Annotated in this window: 15 protein-coding genes; 7 read left to right on the top strand and 8 right to left on the bottom strand. The window is 28.4% G+C overall.

The window, feature by feature from the left end; genetic code table 11:
• Positions 1-19: 19 nt before the first annotated feature.
• From selA to KJQ97_RS04220, 3 genes are all read left to right on the top strand, one after another.
• A complete protein-coding gene (selA, locus tag KJQ97_RS04230; protein WP_214120050.1) occupies positions 20-1306 on the top strand; it encodes an L-seryl-tRNA(Sec) selenium transferase in 1287 nt (428 codons plus the stop codon).
• A gap of 2 nt (positions 1307-1308) precedes the next feature.
• Entirely contained in the window at positions 1309-1746 is a 438-nt protein-coding gene (gene bcp, locus KJQ97_RS04225) for a thioredoxin-dependent thiol peroxidase (RefSeq protein ID WP_214120049.1), read from the top strand.
• 176 nt (positions 1747-1922) lie between these two features.
• Positions 1923-2930: a sensor histidine kinase gene (locus KJQ97_RS04220; RefSeq protein ID WP_214116717.1), complete on the top strand. Its 1008-nt coding sequence runs from the start codon at positions 1923-1925 to the stop codon at positions 2928-2930.
• A gap of 4 nt (positions 2931-2934) precedes the next feature.
• Here the strand turns inward: KJQ97_RS04220 and rfaD are convergent, their stop codons facing one another.
• From rfaD to KJQ97_RS04205, 3 genes are read right to left on the bottom strand one after another with little or no spacing between them, the layout of a single operon-like run.
• Positions 2935-3885 carry an ADP-glyceromanno-heptose 6-epimerase gene (gene rfaD, locus KJQ97_RS04215; RefSeq protein ID WP_214120048.1) on the bottom strand — a complete coding sequence of 317 codons (951 nt, stop codon included), beginning with the start codon at positions 3883-3885 and terminating at the stop codon, positions 2935-2937.
• 9 nt (positions 3886-3894) lie between these two features.
• Entirely contained in the window at positions 3895-4083 is a 189-nt protein-coding gene (locus KJQ97_RS04210) for a hypothetical protein (RefSeq protein WP_214120047.1), read from the bottom strand.
• 8 nt (positions 4084-4091) lie between these two features.
• Positions 4092-4703: a riboflavin synthase gene (locus KJQ97_RS04205; RefSeq protein WP_214116726.1), complete on the bottom strand. Its 612-nt coding sequence runs from the start codon at positions 4701-4703 to the stop codon at positions 4092-4094.
• Positions 4704-4752: 49 nt separating this feature from the next.
• Here KJQ97_RS04205 and mnmG point away from each other — a divergent pair, with 49 nt between their 5' ends.
• Positions 4753-6609 carry a tRNA uridine-5-carboxymethylaminomethyl(34) synthesis enzyme MnmG gene (mnmG, locus tag KJQ97_RS04200; RefSeq protein WP_214116728.1) on the top strand — a complete coding sequence of 619 codons (1857 nt, stop codon included), beginning with the start codon at positions 4753-4755 and terminating at the stop codon, positions 6607-6609.
• Positions 6606-8636, top strand: coding sequence for a CHASE2 domain-containing protein (locus tag KJQ97_RS04195; RefSeq protein WP_214120046.1), 2031 nt, complete (start codon positions 6606-6608; stop codon positions 8634-8636). The genes mnmG and KJQ97_RS04195 overlap by 4 nt, the downstream gene beginning before the upstream one ends.
• Before the next feature lie 19 nt (positions 8637-8655).
• On the opposite strand, the gene KJQ97_RS04190 is transcribed toward KJQ97_RS04195, so the two are convergent.
• Genes KJQ97_RS04190 through fliL form a run of 5 tightly spaced genes read right to left on the bottom strand, consistent with a single transcriptional unit; the run spans position 8656 to position 12178 of the window.
• Positions 8656-9489, bottom strand: coding sequence for a CheR family methyltransferase (locus KJQ97_RS04190; RefSeq protein WP_214116732.1), 834 nt, complete (start codon positions 9487-9489; stop codon positions 8656-8658).
• 5 nt (positions 9490-9494) lie between these two features.
• Positions 9495-10046, bottom strand: a complete 552-nt coding sequence (locus tag KJQ97_RS04185; RefSeq protein WP_214120045.1) for a CheB methylesterase domain-containing protein — start codon at positions 10044-10046, stop codon at positions 9495-9497.
• Complete coding sequence (locus KJQ97_RS04180; RefSeq protein WP_250325857.1) at positions 10034-11308, bottom strand: MFS transporter; 1275 nt, start codon at positions 11306-11308, stop codon at positions 10034-10036. Before KJQ97_RS04180 ends, KJQ97_RS04185 begins: the two co-directional genes overlap by 13 nt.
• Before the next feature lies 1 nt (position 11309).
• Positions 11310-11660: a holo-ACP synthase gene (acpS, locus tag KJQ97_RS04175; protein WP_214116738.1), complete on the bottom strand. Its 351-nt coding sequence runs from the start codon at positions 11658-11660 to the stop codon at positions 11310-11312.
• On the bottom strand, positions 11660-12178 hold the full coding sequence (fliL, locus tag KJQ97_RS04170; protein WP_214116740.1) for a flagellar basal body-associated protein FliL: 519 nt from the start codon (positions 12176-12178) through the stop codon (positions 11660-11662). The genes acpS and fliL overlap by 1 nt, the downstream gene beginning before the upstream one ends.
• Before the next feature lie 70 nt (positions 12179-12248).
• Between fliL and KJQ97_RS04165 the strand changes: the two genes are divergently transcribed.
• Positions 12249-13361, top strand: a complete 1113-nt coding sequence (locus KJQ97_RS04165) for an efflux RND transporter periplasmic adaptor subunit (protein ID WP_214120043.1) — start codon at positions 12249-12251, stop codon at positions 13359-13361.
• Complete coding sequence (locus KJQ97_RS04160) at positions 13336-15264, top strand: ABC transporter permease (RefSeq protein WP_214120042.1); 1929 nt, start codon at positions 13336-13338, stop codon at positions 15262-15264. Before KJQ97_RS04165 ends, KJQ97_RS04160 begins: the two co-directional genes overlap by 26 nt.
• Positions 15265-15436: the final 172 nt, after the last annotated feature.

The raw sequence follows: 15436 nt of genomic DNA, 5'->3' as shown, positions 1-15436 counted from the left end.
AATATTTAAGGATTTTAAAATGCTACCACAAATATCAAAATTAATTAATGCCTTTAATGATAAACCTAGTTTTTTAGTTAGCTTTTTGGCTAAAGAATTAATAAATGAACTAAGAGCTACTAATAAAGAGCAAAGTTACGAGATGATACTCAAAGAGCTTAATGAAAGAATTAATAAAAGGCTATTAAAAGAGCCAAGAGCATTGATAAATGCTACTGGTGTGGTGCTTCATACAAATCTTGGTCGTGCTTTAATGAGCGAGAGTGATTATGATGAATTAAAGGCTTTTCATACTAATAATATTAATTTAGAATTTGATTTAGAAAGCAATGCAAGGGGTAAAAGAGATGAAAATCTCATATTTTATTTAAAAATGCTTTTTGGTTGCGAAGATGCACTTGTGGTAAATAATAACGCTGCTGCTGTGTTTTTAGTATTAAATACTTTAGGTAAAAACGAAGGTGTAATTACAAGTAGAGCCGAGCTAGTAGAAATTGGTGGGGGATTTAGAGTAAGCGATGTGATGCGTGAAAGTGGAGCAAGGCTTATTGAAGTAGGGACTACTAACAAGACTAAGATGAGCGATTATGAAGCCGAATTAAACAATGCAAAAATGATTTTAAAAACTCATAAATCAAACTTTTATATCGGTGGATTTAGCCAAGAAGTAGATGCGATTAGCCTAAATGATTTAGCTTGTAAAAATGAAAAAATATTTTATTATGATTTAGGTAGTGGCTATGTGGATTTAATAAATGATAGTTTAAAAGATGAACCTAGTGTAAAAAGCCTAATATCTAAAGGTATTAGCTTGGTTTCATTTAGTGGGGATAAATTGTTTTCTAGCACTCAAGCAGGAATTATTTTAGGTAAAAAAGAACTAATTGAAAAATTACGCAAAAATCAGCTTTTAAGAATGTTTAGGCTAAATAAAACTAGCTTATTGATACTTACAAAAGCTGTTAAAAATTATTTAAATAAAGACTATGCAAATCTACCAAGCTTAGCTTTATTAAATGATACAAAATCTCAAGTTTTAAACAAAGCAAAAACCTTGCAAGAGCTAATAAATTTTGGCGAAATCATAGAGAGCAAAAGCCTAGTAGGGGGTGGCTCAATGCCTGAAAAATTACTAAGCGGCTATGCCTTAAAAATTAAGGCTAATAAATGCAAAATAAACGAACTTTTAAATAAAGGCGTAGTAGCTAATTATGATAAAGATAGCATAATAATTGATTTAAGGAGCGTTTTACCTAATCAATTAGAATGCTTAGCAAATATTATAAAAGAAGTTTTAAAGGATTAAATATGGAATTTACTTTATTAAATCAAGATGAAGTAGCGATTAATCTAAGTGATTTTCGCGGTAAAAAGGTGATAGTATTTTTCTATCCAAAAGCTTACACTCCAGGTTGTACCAAGCAAAATTGTGAATTAAGTGAGAGTTTTGATAAATTGCTTAATGCAGGATATGTGCTGATTGGAATTAGCCCTGATAAGTGTGAAAAACTAGCGAAATTTAAAGCTGAATACGGCTTAAATCAGATTTTATTAAGCGATGAATTTAAAGAAGTGGCTAAGCTATTTGGTGCTTGGGGGATTAAGAAAAATTATGGTAAAGAATACGAAGGGCTTATTCGCTCGTGCTTTATCCTAGATGAAAACGGCGAAATCATTAAAGAATACAAAAATCACAAAGCAACAGGTTTTGCCGCAAGACTTAATAAGGATTTATTAGGAGAATAATTAGATTTTAGCCTTAATGGCTAAAATCAAAAAAATATAATTTATTTTTCCATAATTGCTACTATTTTCTCTTTTTAAATATATTCTATAATGTGAAATAATATATAAATTCTAATTTTAAATTCTTTTTGTTTTTATAAAAACTGCTAAGATAATTAAAAATTTAAAGGATATTTATGAATAAAAATATTTTAGATAGCTTAGATTTATCAGATAAGCAGAGTTTTGCTGATGGGCTAAAGGCGTTAATTGAGCAAACTTATGTAGTAGAGAATGAATACAAGGCTTTAAAGACTTCTTATGATAGTTTAATGCTAATGATAAATGAAATCATTGAGATTTTACCAAGTGCTATTTGGGTTTTGGATGAAAATCAAAATCTAGTAGTGAAAAACAAATTAGCAAGTGATGAATTATTTAGGCAAATTGACCTTAATAAAGAGCATTATGAATTAGAATTTTTAAACAATTTTTATCAAATCAAATCTATAAAATACGCTGATAAGCACCTAATAATGGCTACAAATATTACTAAAGAAAAGCGAGATGAAAGGCTTGTTTCTATGGGTCAAGTAGCGGCTAACTTAGCTCACGAGATTAGAAATCCAATAGGCTCGGTTTCGCTTTTAGCAGGGGTGCTTTTTAGTAAAGTTGAGCTTAAAAATAAACATATTGTAATGCAAATGCAAGATGCGATTAAAAGGGTTGAGAGAATAATTGAGAGCACTTTACTTTTTACTCGTGGGTTTAAGCTAAATAAATATGAGTTTAATTTGCAAGAATTTGAAAACGAATGCCAAAATGTCTTTAATACCTATAATAATAGTGATGAGATAATTCTAAGTGAATGCACTTTTGCTCCATTTACAATTAGTGCTGATAAGTCTTTAATAAGCTTAGTTTTAAGTAATTTAATCTATAACGCAATTGATGCTTGTGAAGAAAATGGCACTATCAAAGTCAAAGGAGAAATTATAAATAATATATATAAAATTAGTGTTTTTGATAGTGGCGAAAAGATAGCAAATCTTACTAATCTTTTTGAAGCATTCAATACAACCAAATTAAAAGGCAATGGCTTAGGCTTAGCATTATGCAAACAAATCTGCAACGCTCACAATGCAAACATATACTATTGCAACGAGCCTAAGAGCTTTTGCGTGGAATTTAAATTAGATATTTAATAATTCATTTATTATTAAATATCTTAATTATTTCATCTAAATAATCATTTATCCCATCTTCTAAACTATAAATTGGTCTATATGAAAAACTATCATCTAGCTTTGCTTCAGTATGAAATTGATAAGCGTTGGTGTAAGGATTTGGGATATATGTTTTTTGCAATCTTTCTTTTAAAATTCCACGCTTTATTAATAAATCCTGCAAAATATCTACAATACTCTCAAAACTCCTAGCCTTGCCACTACCTACATTATAAACTCCACCATTAGCATTCATTGCAGCGATATTTGCATTTGTAACATCTTTTATATATACAAAATCTCTAAAGATTTTATCACTTCCAACGAAAAGTTTAGGAGAGTTGTTATTTAGGATTTGTAAAGCAAATTGTAAAATCATAGAAGCGGTTGTATCTTTATAAAATTCATTTTTACCATAAACATTGAAATATCTAAGCCCCACTGCTCCTGTATCTTTAGCGATTTTATCCATAGTTAGTTTTGAAAAAGCATAAGGATTTTTAGGTATTTCATTAAGCCCTACGGTTTGTGGGCTTGGTGCATCTCCATAGACACTAGCACTACTTGCGTAAATTAATTTTGCATTGTGTTTTTTAGCTAGAGCTATAATTTTATAAAAAGTATTAATATTACTTTTAAATACTATTTCTTCATCATAAACGGTAGTATCAGAAATAGCAGCAAAATGATAAATCACATTAGGAGCAAAACTATCAATCATTGCATAAAACTCATCATCTAATAAATTAGCTGAATATATTAAGCCATCAAATTCTAAAAGATTTTTATAAGTTCCAAAATATTTTCTTTTATTGTTTGAAAATCTTTCATTATTATCAAAATTATCAATTACTAAAACTTTATGATTTTTACATAATTCATTTGCTAGATTTGAGCCTATAAATCCAGCTCCACCTGTTATTACTATATTCATATTTATCCTTTATTTGCTTTTTTGAGCGTTTGTTTTAGCGTCTTTTATAAAGTTTAAAAACTCGTTTATTTTATCGTAATTATCAAATGATACTTGTTTTTTAATAAGCATTTTTACTAATTTTTCATTTGCCAAATACTCATCATCCATCTCTTGTGCTTTTTGCACTAAAGCTCTTAACATAATTTCTTCATTCATAAAAACTCCTAATAAATAGCACTAATTCTATCAATATCATCCCAAGTAAGTGAGTTATTTTTATAATTTAGCATTCTATGAACATATCTTGCCAAAATATCAGTTTCTACATTTACCAAATCATTGATTTTATACGAATTAAACAAAGTATCTTTTAAAGTAATATCAATTATTGTAAGTCTTATAGAATTGTTTAAAACTTCATTGATAGTAAGGCTTACTCCATCAATTGCGATGCTGCCTTTATTACACACAAAAGGCATTAATTTTTCATCAAGACTTATATAAAAATCTATCCCACTAGCAAGCTTATTTATCTTAATGATTTTACCGAGCCCATCAATATGCCCACTTAAAATATGCCCATCAATCCTATCTCCTACTTGCATTGCTAATTCAGTATGAACTTTTTCACCTACTTTAAAAGGTTTGATGATTTTTTGAGTTTCACTACTAAGATTTAGACTAAAGCCGTCATTATGAGTTTTTATAACACTAAGACAAGCTCCATTAGTTGCTACGCTATCTCCTATGTTTGGTTTTAGTTTTGAAATTAATCTTAATTCATTATTTGAATAGTTTTTTATAAAGCCACATTCTCTTATTAAACCATTAAACATTTTTATCCTTTACAATAAGCTTAGTGTATTATAAAAAAAAGGATTAATGATGTATGATATTATAGTAATTGGTGCTGGTCATGCTGGTGTTGAAGCAGCACACGCAAGTGCTAAAATGGGTAAAAAAACACTACTTCTTACGATTTTAAACGATAGAATTGGAGCAACTTCTTGCAATCCTGCAATAGGCGGACTTGCAAAAGGGCATTTAGTAAAAGAAATAGCCGCACTTGGCGGAATTATGCCAAAGATTACTGATTTAAGTGCGATTAATTATAAGACTTTAAATGAGAGCAAAGGTGCAGCTGTTCGTGGAACTAGAGCTCAAATAGATATGGATGAATACAATAAAAATGCTAAAAATATATTATTAAATATGCCTAATTTAGACATTTCTCAAGAAATGGTTACAGAGCTTTTGGTAAAAGATAATGAAGCTTATGGAGTAAAAACAGAGCTTAATAAAACTTATGAAGCTAAGAAAATAATTTTATGCAGTGGGACATTTTTAAATGGTTTAATTCATGTAGGTTTAAGCAAGATAAAAAGTGGTCGTGTAGGAGAGCTTAGTGCTAGTGAGTTAGGCGATAATTTAGCTGCTTTAGGGCTTAATCGTGGAAGACTTAAAACTGGAACTTGTCCTAGAATTGCAGCAAGTAGTATTGATTTTAGCGTATTAGAAACTCAAGAAAGTGATTTAAATACTAAAGGATTTAGCTTAGAATTTACTTCTCATACATTGCCGCAACTTCCTTGCTATATAGCGCATACAAATACAACAACTCATGATATTATCCGTTCAAATTTTGATAAAGCTCCTATGTTTACAGGACAAATTAAAGGAGTTGGCCCTAGATATTGTCCTAGTATAGAAGATAAAATCAATCGTTTTGCGGATAAAGAAAGTCATCATTTATTTATTGAGCCACAGACAAAAGAAGCTACAGAATATTATATAAATGGTTTTTCAACTTCTTTACCATTTGAAGTTCAACATTCAATGATACGCTCGGTTAAAGGCTTTGAAAATGCTAAAATCACAAGACACGGCTATGCAATAGAATATGATTATTTTGACCCACTTGATTTGTTTCATACTTTAGAAAGTAAAATTATTAAAAACTTCTATCTAGCAGGTCAAGTAAACGGGACAACTGGTTATGAAGAAGCAGCAGCTCAAGGGCTTATGGCAGCTATAAATGCAAGTTTGGCAATTGATAATAAAGATGGACTTGTGTTACGCCGTGATGAAGGATATATTGGTGTTTTAATTGATGATTTAGTTACAAAAGGCACAAAAGAGCCTTATAGAATGTTTACAAGTAGGGCTGAGTTTAGATTATTACTTCGTGAAAGCAATGCAATCACAAGGCTTAATAAATACGCTTATGAGTGTGGTTTAAGAGATGAAAATAGCTTTAAATACTATGAAAATCAAATAAATGATATTAAAAAAGGTTTAGAGTTTTTATGTGAAAGCAGGGTTGTTCCTTCAAATTCTTTTAATGAATTATTAGCAAGTATTAATGAAGAGCCGATTTCTCAACCAACAACTCTTCAAAAAATCATAGCTCGTAGCACGATAACAAAGGAAAAAATGCTTTCTTTAGCACCAAGTTTGGCTAATTTAAATGATTTTGTTTTAGATGAAATTTTACTTGATGCAAAATATTATCATTATGTAAAATTGCAAGATGAAAGTATTCAAAATCAAGCGAATTTGATTAAGATTAAAATTCCAAATGATTTTACTTATCGTGGAATTAGTGGGCTTAGCAATGAAGTTGTAGAAAAACTTGAAAAAAATAAGCCTGATAATTTGTTTGATGCAAGTAGAATTAGTGGAATTACTCCAGCTGCAATTGATATTCTTCAAATTTATATTAAATTAAAGGCTAAAAATTGATTAGACATTTAAGTAAGTTTAAGAAATTTTATTCTTTTATAGTTTTATCAATTTTAATGATTGTTTTTTCATTTTTTATAACTATAAAAGAAGTAGGTATCATCACAAGGCTAGATAATTTAACTCACGATATGTTTTTTAGAATTAATGCTTATTTTAATCATAATATTAAAGGTGATAGTAGAATTGCTATAGTTGATATTGATGAAAAAAGCTTAGCTAGTCTTGGGCAATGGCCTTGGGATAGAGATATTCTTTCTTGTTTGGTGTATAAATTAAATTCTGCTAGTGTAGTAGGATTTGATATTTATTTTGCAGAAAGCGATAAGCGTGGAGAAATTACTAAAAAGATGAATGATATGGAGTTTAATTCTTTAAACATTCCAAAATATCATTTTTGCCAACGCACTCAAGATACTGATAAAGCTTTTGCTATGGCACTTTCAAAGACAAATAGTATTTTAGCCTATGCTATAAACTTAGGCTCTTATATAAACGATACGGAAAAAAAATTAGCCCCATTAAGTAATCAAAGCATAGCTGAAGATAATATTGATTATTCATTGCTTGAACATGGCAAAAATATTACAGCAAGTATAGAAGAATTAAGTGATAATGCTTATGCAAATGGATTTGTTAATTCATATTCACATTTAGATAATGTAATCAGAAATGCCTTTATGATGATTTATTATGATGATGGTGAGTTTAAACAACTCTTGCCAAGTCTTAGTCTTGCAATGTATGCAAAATATCTAGGAATTGATGATATTAAAGCAATTGGAGATAATTTTAAAGATATACATTTAGTATTAGGAGATAAGGATAGCTTTGTAGTGAATGCTCACGCATTGCTTGGTTTATATTTTAAAGGAAAATCTCCGCATTATGATTATATTAGCGCTATTGATGTTTTAGATGGGACTATTAGTAAAGAGTTCTTTAAAGATAAAATAGTTTTAATTGGAACTAGCGTTGTAGGGCTTAATGATATTAGAAGCAATCCATTAGATGAAAACTTACCAGGTGTTGAAATCCACGCAAATGCGATAGATAATTTATTAAATGATGAATACCTAACAACCCCAAAATATTCATCTGAAATACTTTTAATTTCTTTACTAATAATAATTGCTCTTAGTGTTTCTTTTATGTATTTTAAAAGCATAATTTTACAAGTTTTATGGCATTTAATACTTTTAGCAACTATTATTTTAGGGCATTATTATTTTATAATTAGCAAGAAGTATTTACTTCATACATTTGAACTTATTTTGGTTTTAGCTATTATGGGAGTAATTGGGATATTAATTAACTTCTTTTTAGAAAGCAGACAAAAAGAATTTATAAAAGCTAAGCTAGAAAAAAAGGTTTCAAAAAGAGTAGCAGAGCAATTAATTAATACAGATAGCAATGTATTTAGCACAAGCAAAAGAGAAATATCAGTATTTTTTAGTGATATTAGAGATTTTACTACGATTAGTGAGAATATGGATGCTTCTGATTTGGTTAATTTCTTAAATAAATATATGACCCCTATGAGTGATATTATTTTTAAATACAATGGAACGGTTGATAAATATATAGGTGATGCTGTTATGGCGTATTTTAATGCTCCAAATGATTTAGAAAATCACGCTGATTGTGCTTTACAAGCTGCAATTGAGCAAATAAAAGCTTTAAAGCTTTTAAACGAAGATTGGGGCAAAAAAGGACTTCCTTATATAAATATAGGTATAGGAATTAACACAGGTGAATGTATTGTAGGGGAGATGGGAAGCCTTTCAAGAAGTGATTATACTTGCATAGGAGATGGAGTAAATACCGCAAGTAGGGTAGAGAGCTCTTGTAAAAACTATAAAGCAAATATTTTAATCTCTCATAACACTTTAGCAGCCTTAAAAGACGCTAGTATATATGAATTAGAATTAGTTGATGAATTAAAGCTAAAAGGTAAAGATGAAGCTACTAAATTATATAAATGCAGTGGCTTTAAAGGAGAGAAATTAACTTTATGGCGTGAATAATTAGGAATTTAATTTCTAATTATTCTTTTACATAGTAAGTACAAGTATTTGCATATACTTTTTTTAATTCATTATGACTTGGAACTAAATCAGCATGTCCAGCGAAAAACATTCCGCCATCATTGAGATTTTTGACAAAATTATCAACCAAGCGGTATTTGTATTCTTCATTAAAATAAATCATCATATTTCTTGAAAGTATCACATCAAATTTACCTAATTCTAAAAATTTCTTATCAAATACATTCACAACTTCAAACTTAGCATTAGAAAAATATTGGCTTTTTATCACATATTCATCATTGTCTTGGTCAAAGTATTTTTTGATTAGATTATCATTTAGATTATATAATGAGCGTTTTGAATATCTTCTAGCTCTTGCTTTTTGAATAATTTCAGCATTTATATCTATTCCTAAGATTGAAAGATTAGTAATCCCTGCTTCATTTGCTAGCATTAGTATTGAATATACTTCTTCTCCACTTGAACTTGGAGCGCATAAAATTCTTCTTTTGCTAGGTTCTGCTCTTAGGATATAAATTAATTCATTAAGTTGTTTTAGTTCTCTATAAAAATAAGTTTCACAAACCGTTATTAAGTCAAATAATTCTTGTCTAATAGGAAGGTTTAAATCCATTTTATTAGTTAATTGAGAAAAAGAGCTTAAATTATTATTAGTGCAAAATTTGATTAATTTTGGTCTTATTGTTGTTTTTTTAACTTCTAAATCAATTCCACAAACTTGTCTAATTTTTAATAAAAGCATATCAAATTCATAATTATCATCGTGGAATTTAAACTCTTCTTTTTGTTGATTTTCTATATCTTTTTTATTTGATAAAAAACTAAACATAAAACCTACCTTTGAATGAAATTTACAATTTCTTTTTTTATATCTTCAATGTCAAGTTGTAAAAGATTATTATTTAATTCATAAGCTCTTTTTGGCATTCCATAAACTATGCAAGATTTTTCACTCTCGCCTATACACTTAGCGCCTTTTTTGTATAGTTCAAATAAGCCTTTAGCACCATCATCTCCAATTCCTGTTAATAATATTGCTAGTATTTCATAGTCTTTTGTAAGTTTTGAAGCACTATTAAACAATAAATCTACATTAGGACAAAATGGAAAAACTCCATTATTAAAATTAGCCCTTAGATTTGAAAATAACTCCGTATTGTATTGGCAAATATATATTTTTTTATCATCTAAAAAACAAGGATTTTCTAATAACGCAACATCGCTTAAACATTCTTTATCAAGTTGATGTGCGTAACTTGGTAAAAAATTTGCTTGCATATGTTGAGCAATAACTATTGTTGTATTTACAAGTTTTAAATCTTGAATTAAATACTTAATCTGACTAGGACCACCTGTGCTAGCACCTATTAAAATTACTTTTCGCATCCATAATTCCTTATATAAAATAACCAATAAAAAGCACCTATTATAAAGCAACTTCCAATTAATATTGTAATATAAAAAGTGCCAACTTTATTATCAAATAACCAACCAGTTAGTAAAGTAATTGCTAATGAAAAGCTCATATAAATCATATCAACATAAGCAATCACTCTGCCATAATATTCTTTATCGCAATTGTTTTGAATTGCTGTATAAGTATAAGACCATATCGTGCTAGTAAAAAATCCAGCAAATATTAAACCTATAAAAGATACCCAGAAATTAAATTGAAGTAAAGCCCAAGTAATAATCCCTAAGCCTTGTAAAATAAAAAAATAAAATAATCTTTTGTGATTTACGACTTTACTTAAAATTAAAGGTCCAACCACTAAAGATAAAGCTCTAATTGCATTACTAAGTCCAATTATTAAACCTGTGCTTAGAATTTCTTTTAGAAAATATACTTTATTTAAATAATCATATCCAGCTAAAAAATTAATCAAAGCATCATAAGCTGTAAATCCTATAAAGGCGTGTAATAGTATTAAATGTAATATTTTTTTATTTCCTAGTAAATAAAACAAACCTTCTTTAGCCATTTTTGTGATATTTTTGAAATAAAATTTTTCATTTTTTACTTCTATTTTTATAAAAAATAATAATGTAATTCCAATTAAAAATAAAAAGCAATCAAGCAAAAAAGCATTATAAACCCCAAAATAATGTATAAACATACCAGCAACTGCCATTCCTGTAGTGTATGAAATAGCCCAAACTACTGAAAATAACTCATTTGCTAGCTTTAATCTGTCTTTATCAAAAATATGTGGCAATAAACTCATTTCAGTTTGAAAATATAAACTTGCAACCGCAAGTCTTATAAAAATTAGTAAAAATAGTATAAAAATATAACTAGCGTCTTTTATAAAAATTAGTAAAAATACTGAAAACAATTCAATGATAATTGATAATAATAAAAGTTTTTTAGACTTAAAACTATCAATTATAATTCCACTAATTGGTGCCATTAAAATAGTAGGCAAAAATGCAAATACAGCAGAAAAAGATATAGCCCATTTTTTCATACTTTCGTGATTTATTTCAGAGCCTAAAATATTCCAACTAAACTTGCTAAAATCAAATTCAATTAGCATAGTATAAACACCAATTTGTGAAAACCAAGCCCCAAAATAAGTTATGAATTGAACTAGGATAAGAATTTTAAAAGTCTTACTATATTTTAATAATTCAAGATAATTTTTCAATTTATTTCTCCAGCATAACAACAGCCATTGCAATCCCTGCATCGTGGCTAATACTAAGATGAGCTGATTTTACTCCAAATTTATTAAAAATTTTTTCACTAAATAAAATACTAGGTCTATTTTGATTATTTTTTATAATTTCTATATCCATAAAAGAGCAATCTTTACTAATTCCACAGCCTAAAGCTTTGCTAGCTGCTTCTTTTGCTGCGTAATAACCTGCAATAGAATTTGAATTAGAACTTAGAGTTTTTAATTCGTTTTCGGTAAGGATTTTTTTTAAGAATTTAATTTGAGATTTAGCTAGAATTTTCTCAACTCTAGCAATCTCAACAATATCACAACCAATCATCAAGTAATCACAAAATCAGTAAAATAAATATTTTTGATAAAGCCATCATTTAATACTTCATTAATTTTATTGATAATTTCTTCTTTTAATCTTTCTTTGCCTTTTCCTGTGCTTATTTCTTCTACACTTTTTGAGCTTAGAGTTTCTATTATTTTATCTTTAATAATAGGTATTTTTTTATCAAGTTCTGGTGTTAGTGTTTCTATATTTTGCTCTAATTCAATTTTGCATTTTAAATATTTAGTCCCACTATCACTTACTAAATTCACGGTAAAGCCATCTAATGGATAAATAACACCAACATCAGCTGACATTTCATTCTTTTTCTTAGCAGGTTTTTTTTCAACTTGCTCGGTTTTTACACTTTCATCAGCCTTTTCTTCATCGCCACTTCCCATTAATAAAAATATAACTAAACCGCCTATGATTAATACAACAAGTAATAAAACGGTTACTAAAATTAAAACCAAACTAGAACCTTTTGATTTTGGTGCTACAACTTCTTCGTTTTCTGCCATTTATTAACCTTTTTTGATAAATATTTTAAAAATTGAGATTTTAGCAAAAATAAATTAAAGAAGGGATAAAATGAAAAAAATACTAGCTATTTTGATAGTAATAATTATAGGCATATTTAGTTTTGCATATTTTAGTAATGATGAAACTAATAATAATTTTAGAATTATTAAACCAAAAAGAATGGATTTATCAATTAATGTTGAAGCAGTAGGCAAGGCTTATTCTCCTTCTTTGGTAAATGTTGCAACTTTAGCAAATGGAGAAATTAAAGAATTTCGTGTAAAGCTAGGAGATAAGCTTAAAAAAGGCGATATTATTGCTATTTTAGATGATGAAAAAGCTAAGAATGATTTGGCTATAGAAAAAAGTAAATTAATTAGTTTAAATGATGAAGAAGAAGCAGCTAGAGTATATTTAAACGAATTATATGTAAAACTTCAAACTCAAGAAAAGTTATTAAGTAAGGGTGCTAGCTCTAAAGAAAATTATTTAAACGCAAAAACTAATTATTACAACGCAAAAGCAAAACTTAGCTCAATAAAAGCTCAAATAATTCAAACAAATGCAAATATTTCTACTATGCAAGAAAGCTTAGATGAAACAATAGTAAAAGCTCCTATTGATGGTAGCGTAATAGGTGTTTATGCTAGTTTAGGTCAGACAATTAACTCAAAGCAAAGCTCACCAACACTAATTAAATTAGCTAATTTAGATGAGATGGAAGTAAGAATGCAAATAGCACAAAATGATGTTAGCTTATTAAAAGTAGGGCAAAAAATCACATATACTCCATTAAGTGATGGAGCTAGTACTAAAGAAGCTAGTATAAATAGTATTGATAGTGCTGATGTTAGTGTTATTGATAACGCTACTTCAAGTGGGGCTGTTTATTATTATGCTAGATATTTTGTAAATAATAACCCTGAATTAAAAATAGGAATAGATGTTCAAAATACCATAGAAATTGATAAGGTGGTAAATGCTTTAACTTTACCTATTAATTATATTAATAAAGACAATAAAGGCTATTTTGTAAATATTAAAGATAATAGCGAGATAGGCTATAAAAAAGCATATATAACCTTAGGTAAGAGCGATAATTTTAATATAGAAATTACAAGTGGCTTAAATGATGATGATGAAGTGGTAATAACTAATGATAAAGATAAGCAATCTAAATAAATTTTACGGCTCAACTCAAGTATTAAAAGATATAAATATTGAGATAAAAAAAGGCGAGTTTGTAATATTATTAGGCAAAAGTGGTTCAGGAAAAAGCACATTGCTTAATATGATAGGCTTAATTGATGAGCCAAGTAGCGGAGAATATATATTTTATGATAAGAATTTGTATTCTTTAAATAGTGAAGAAAAATCAGCCTTTAGAAGAGATAATTTAGGTTTTATATTTCAAAGATACAATTTAATGCCCTTACAAAGTGTATTAGAAAATGTAATAATGGGAGCTTTATATGCTAAGAAAAACAAACAAACTAGCATTCAAAAAGCTAAAAAATTATTAGAAAAATTAGAACTTAGCGAACATACTCATAAAAAAGCAGCACATTTAAGTGGTGGTCAGCAACAGCGTGTAAGTGTAGCAAGAGCACTTATAAATGATGCAAATTTTATATTAGCAGATGAGCCAACAGGAGCGCTTGATAGTGCAAATGGAATAAAGCTTATGCAAATTCTAAAGGAGCTAAATGAAAACGGAGTTGGGGTCATTCTAGTAACTCACGATGAGAGTTTATGTAAATACGCAACTAGAATTATCAAAATGAAAGATGGAGTTATCATTAGTGATGAAAATGTTAAAGAATTTAAAACAAGCAATTTAAATGAAGATAATTTAAATAAAGCTAATTTTAAAGATAGATTTATAGCTAGTTTTAGCTTTTTTTCTCAAAATGTAAAACTTGCATTAAATAATCTAATCACAAATAAATTAAGGTCGTTTCTTACTATGCTAGGGCTTATAATCGCTACTGCTTCAGTAATTTCAACGATAGCTTTAGGAAATGGTGGGAAAGCTGATATTTTAGAAGAGATAAAATCACTTGGGACAAATACAATTATAGTTCATAAAGGCTCAAGATTTGGAGATAGAAATGCAGGTAGGATTAAGGATTTAACATACCAAGATTTAGAGCTTATTAAAAGGCTTGATTTTGTAAAAGAAGTTGGGGTTGAGAGTGGTTTAAGTGGTGCTTATATTACTTATTTAAAAAACGAAGTAGATACTGATGCTACAGGAGTTTTTGCGAATTTTTTACAAATTAGTGCTAAGGAAATGAAAGAAGGTAGATTTTTTACCGAGCAAGAAGAACAAGACGCTAAGAATGTATGTGTAATTAGTGAGAATTTAGCTAAAACTTTATTTAAAATAGAAAGTCCATTAAATAAAATAATATATCTAAAAGGTCAGCCATTAAGAGTAATTGGAGTTCTTAAAAAAGATAAAAATGAGCGAGATGGTTTTGATATTAGAGTTTATGTTCCAAATAGCACAATTAGCAATAAATTTGATGGTAATAAACATATTAGGCGTATTGTTGTATTGCTTAAAGATGATGTAAATAGTGAATTAGCTGATAATAGTATTAAACAGATTTTAGAGATTAAAAAGGGTGCTAATTCAATTTTGACCTTTAATCAAGACGCTATTAAAAAAAGTATAGAAAGCACTACAAATACACTTAGTTTAATGATTTTTGGCATTGCATTTATTGCTATGATTGTTGGCGGAATTGGTGTTATGAATATTATGCTTGTCGTTGTAAAAGAGCGAACGAAAGAAATAGGGGTAAAACTTGCGATCGGAGCAAGTCCATCTTATATTAGCACGGGATTTTTGATTGAATCGGTTGTGCTTTGTAGCGTAGCTGCTAGTATTGGTGTAATGATTGCTTTAATGCTTGTTTATGGCATTAATTTACTTGACGCCCCTATTAAAATGATAGTTGATTTTGATGCTATTATGTTAGGGTTTTTAAGTAGCACTTTAGTTGGTTTATTTTTTGGATATTTTCCTGCTAAACAAGCTAGTAAACTAATCCCTGCAGTTGCTTTAACTGATGATTGATTAATTTGGAAAAACTTAAATTAATAAAGTTTTTCCTTTTTATTTTATATAAAATCATAAGCAACTAATGAATGTGTAGTTTTAAATAATTTTAGGAATTTACAAAATTTAAGGACTAAATTAATATATTAAAATCCTAATTTAAATTCCAAAATATTTCACACCACTAATT

Source organism: Campylobacter sp. 2018MI01 (genome assembly GCF_018501205.1).
In the GTDB taxonomy this organism is placed as follows: domain Bacteria; phylum Campylobacterota; class Campylobacteria; order Campylobacterales; family Campylobacteraceae; genus Campylobacter_E.
The sequence above is the reverse complement of the archived record's forward strand: the minus strand, read 5'-3'. Positions and strand labels throughout refer to the sequence as shown.

Coding starts and splice junctions, on each gene's coding strand:
- bcp (WP_214120049.1), top strand. CDS start 1,309: ATGGAATTTACTTTATTAAATCAAGATGAAGTAGCGATTAATCTAAGT.
- mnmG (WP_214116728.1), top strand. CDS start 4,753: ATGTATGATATTATAGTAATTGGTGCTGGTCATGCTGGTGTTGAAGCA.
- acpS (WP_214116738.1), bottom strand. CDS start 11,660: ATGATTGGTTGTGATATTGTTGAGATTGCTAGAGTTGAGAAAATTCTA.
- KJQ97_RS04190 (WP_214116732.1), bottom strand. CDS start 9,489: ATGTTTAGTTTTTTATCAAATAAAAAAGATATAGAAAATCAACAAAAA.
- rfaD (WP_214120048.1), bottom strand. CDS start 3,885: ATGAATATAGTAATAACAGGTGGAGCTGGATTTATAGGCTCAAATCTA.
- KJQ97_RS04205 (WP_214116726.1), bottom strand. CDS start 4,703: ATGTTTAATGGTTTAATAAGAGAATGTGGCTTTATAAAAAACTATTCA.
- selA (WP_214120050.1), top strand. CDS start 20: ATGCTACCACAAATATCAAAATTAATTAATGCCTTTAATGATAAACCT.
- KJQ97_RS04185 (WP_214120045.1), bottom strand. CDS start 10,046: ATGCGAAAAGTAATTTTAATAGGTGCTAGCACAGGTGGTCCTAGTCAG.
- KJQ97_RS04160 (WP_214120042.1), top strand. CDS start 13,336: ATGATAAAGATAAGCAATCTAAATAAATTTTACGGCTCAACTCAAGTA.
- KJQ97_RS04165 (WP_214120043.1), top strand. CDS start 12,249: ATGAAAAAAATACTAGCTATTTTGATAGTAATAATTATAGGCATATTT.
- fliL (WP_214116740.1), bottom strand. CDS start 12,178: ATGGCAGAAAACGAAGAAGTTGTAGCACCAAAATCAAAAGGTTCTAGT.
- KJQ97_RS04210 (WP_214120047.1), bottom strand. CDS start 4,083: ATGAATGAAGAAATTATGTTAAGAGCTTTAGTGCAAAAAGCACAAGAG.
- KJQ97_RS04220 (WP_214116717.1), top strand. CDS start 1,923: ATGAATAAAAATATTTTAGATAGCTTAGATTTATCAGATAAGCAGAGT.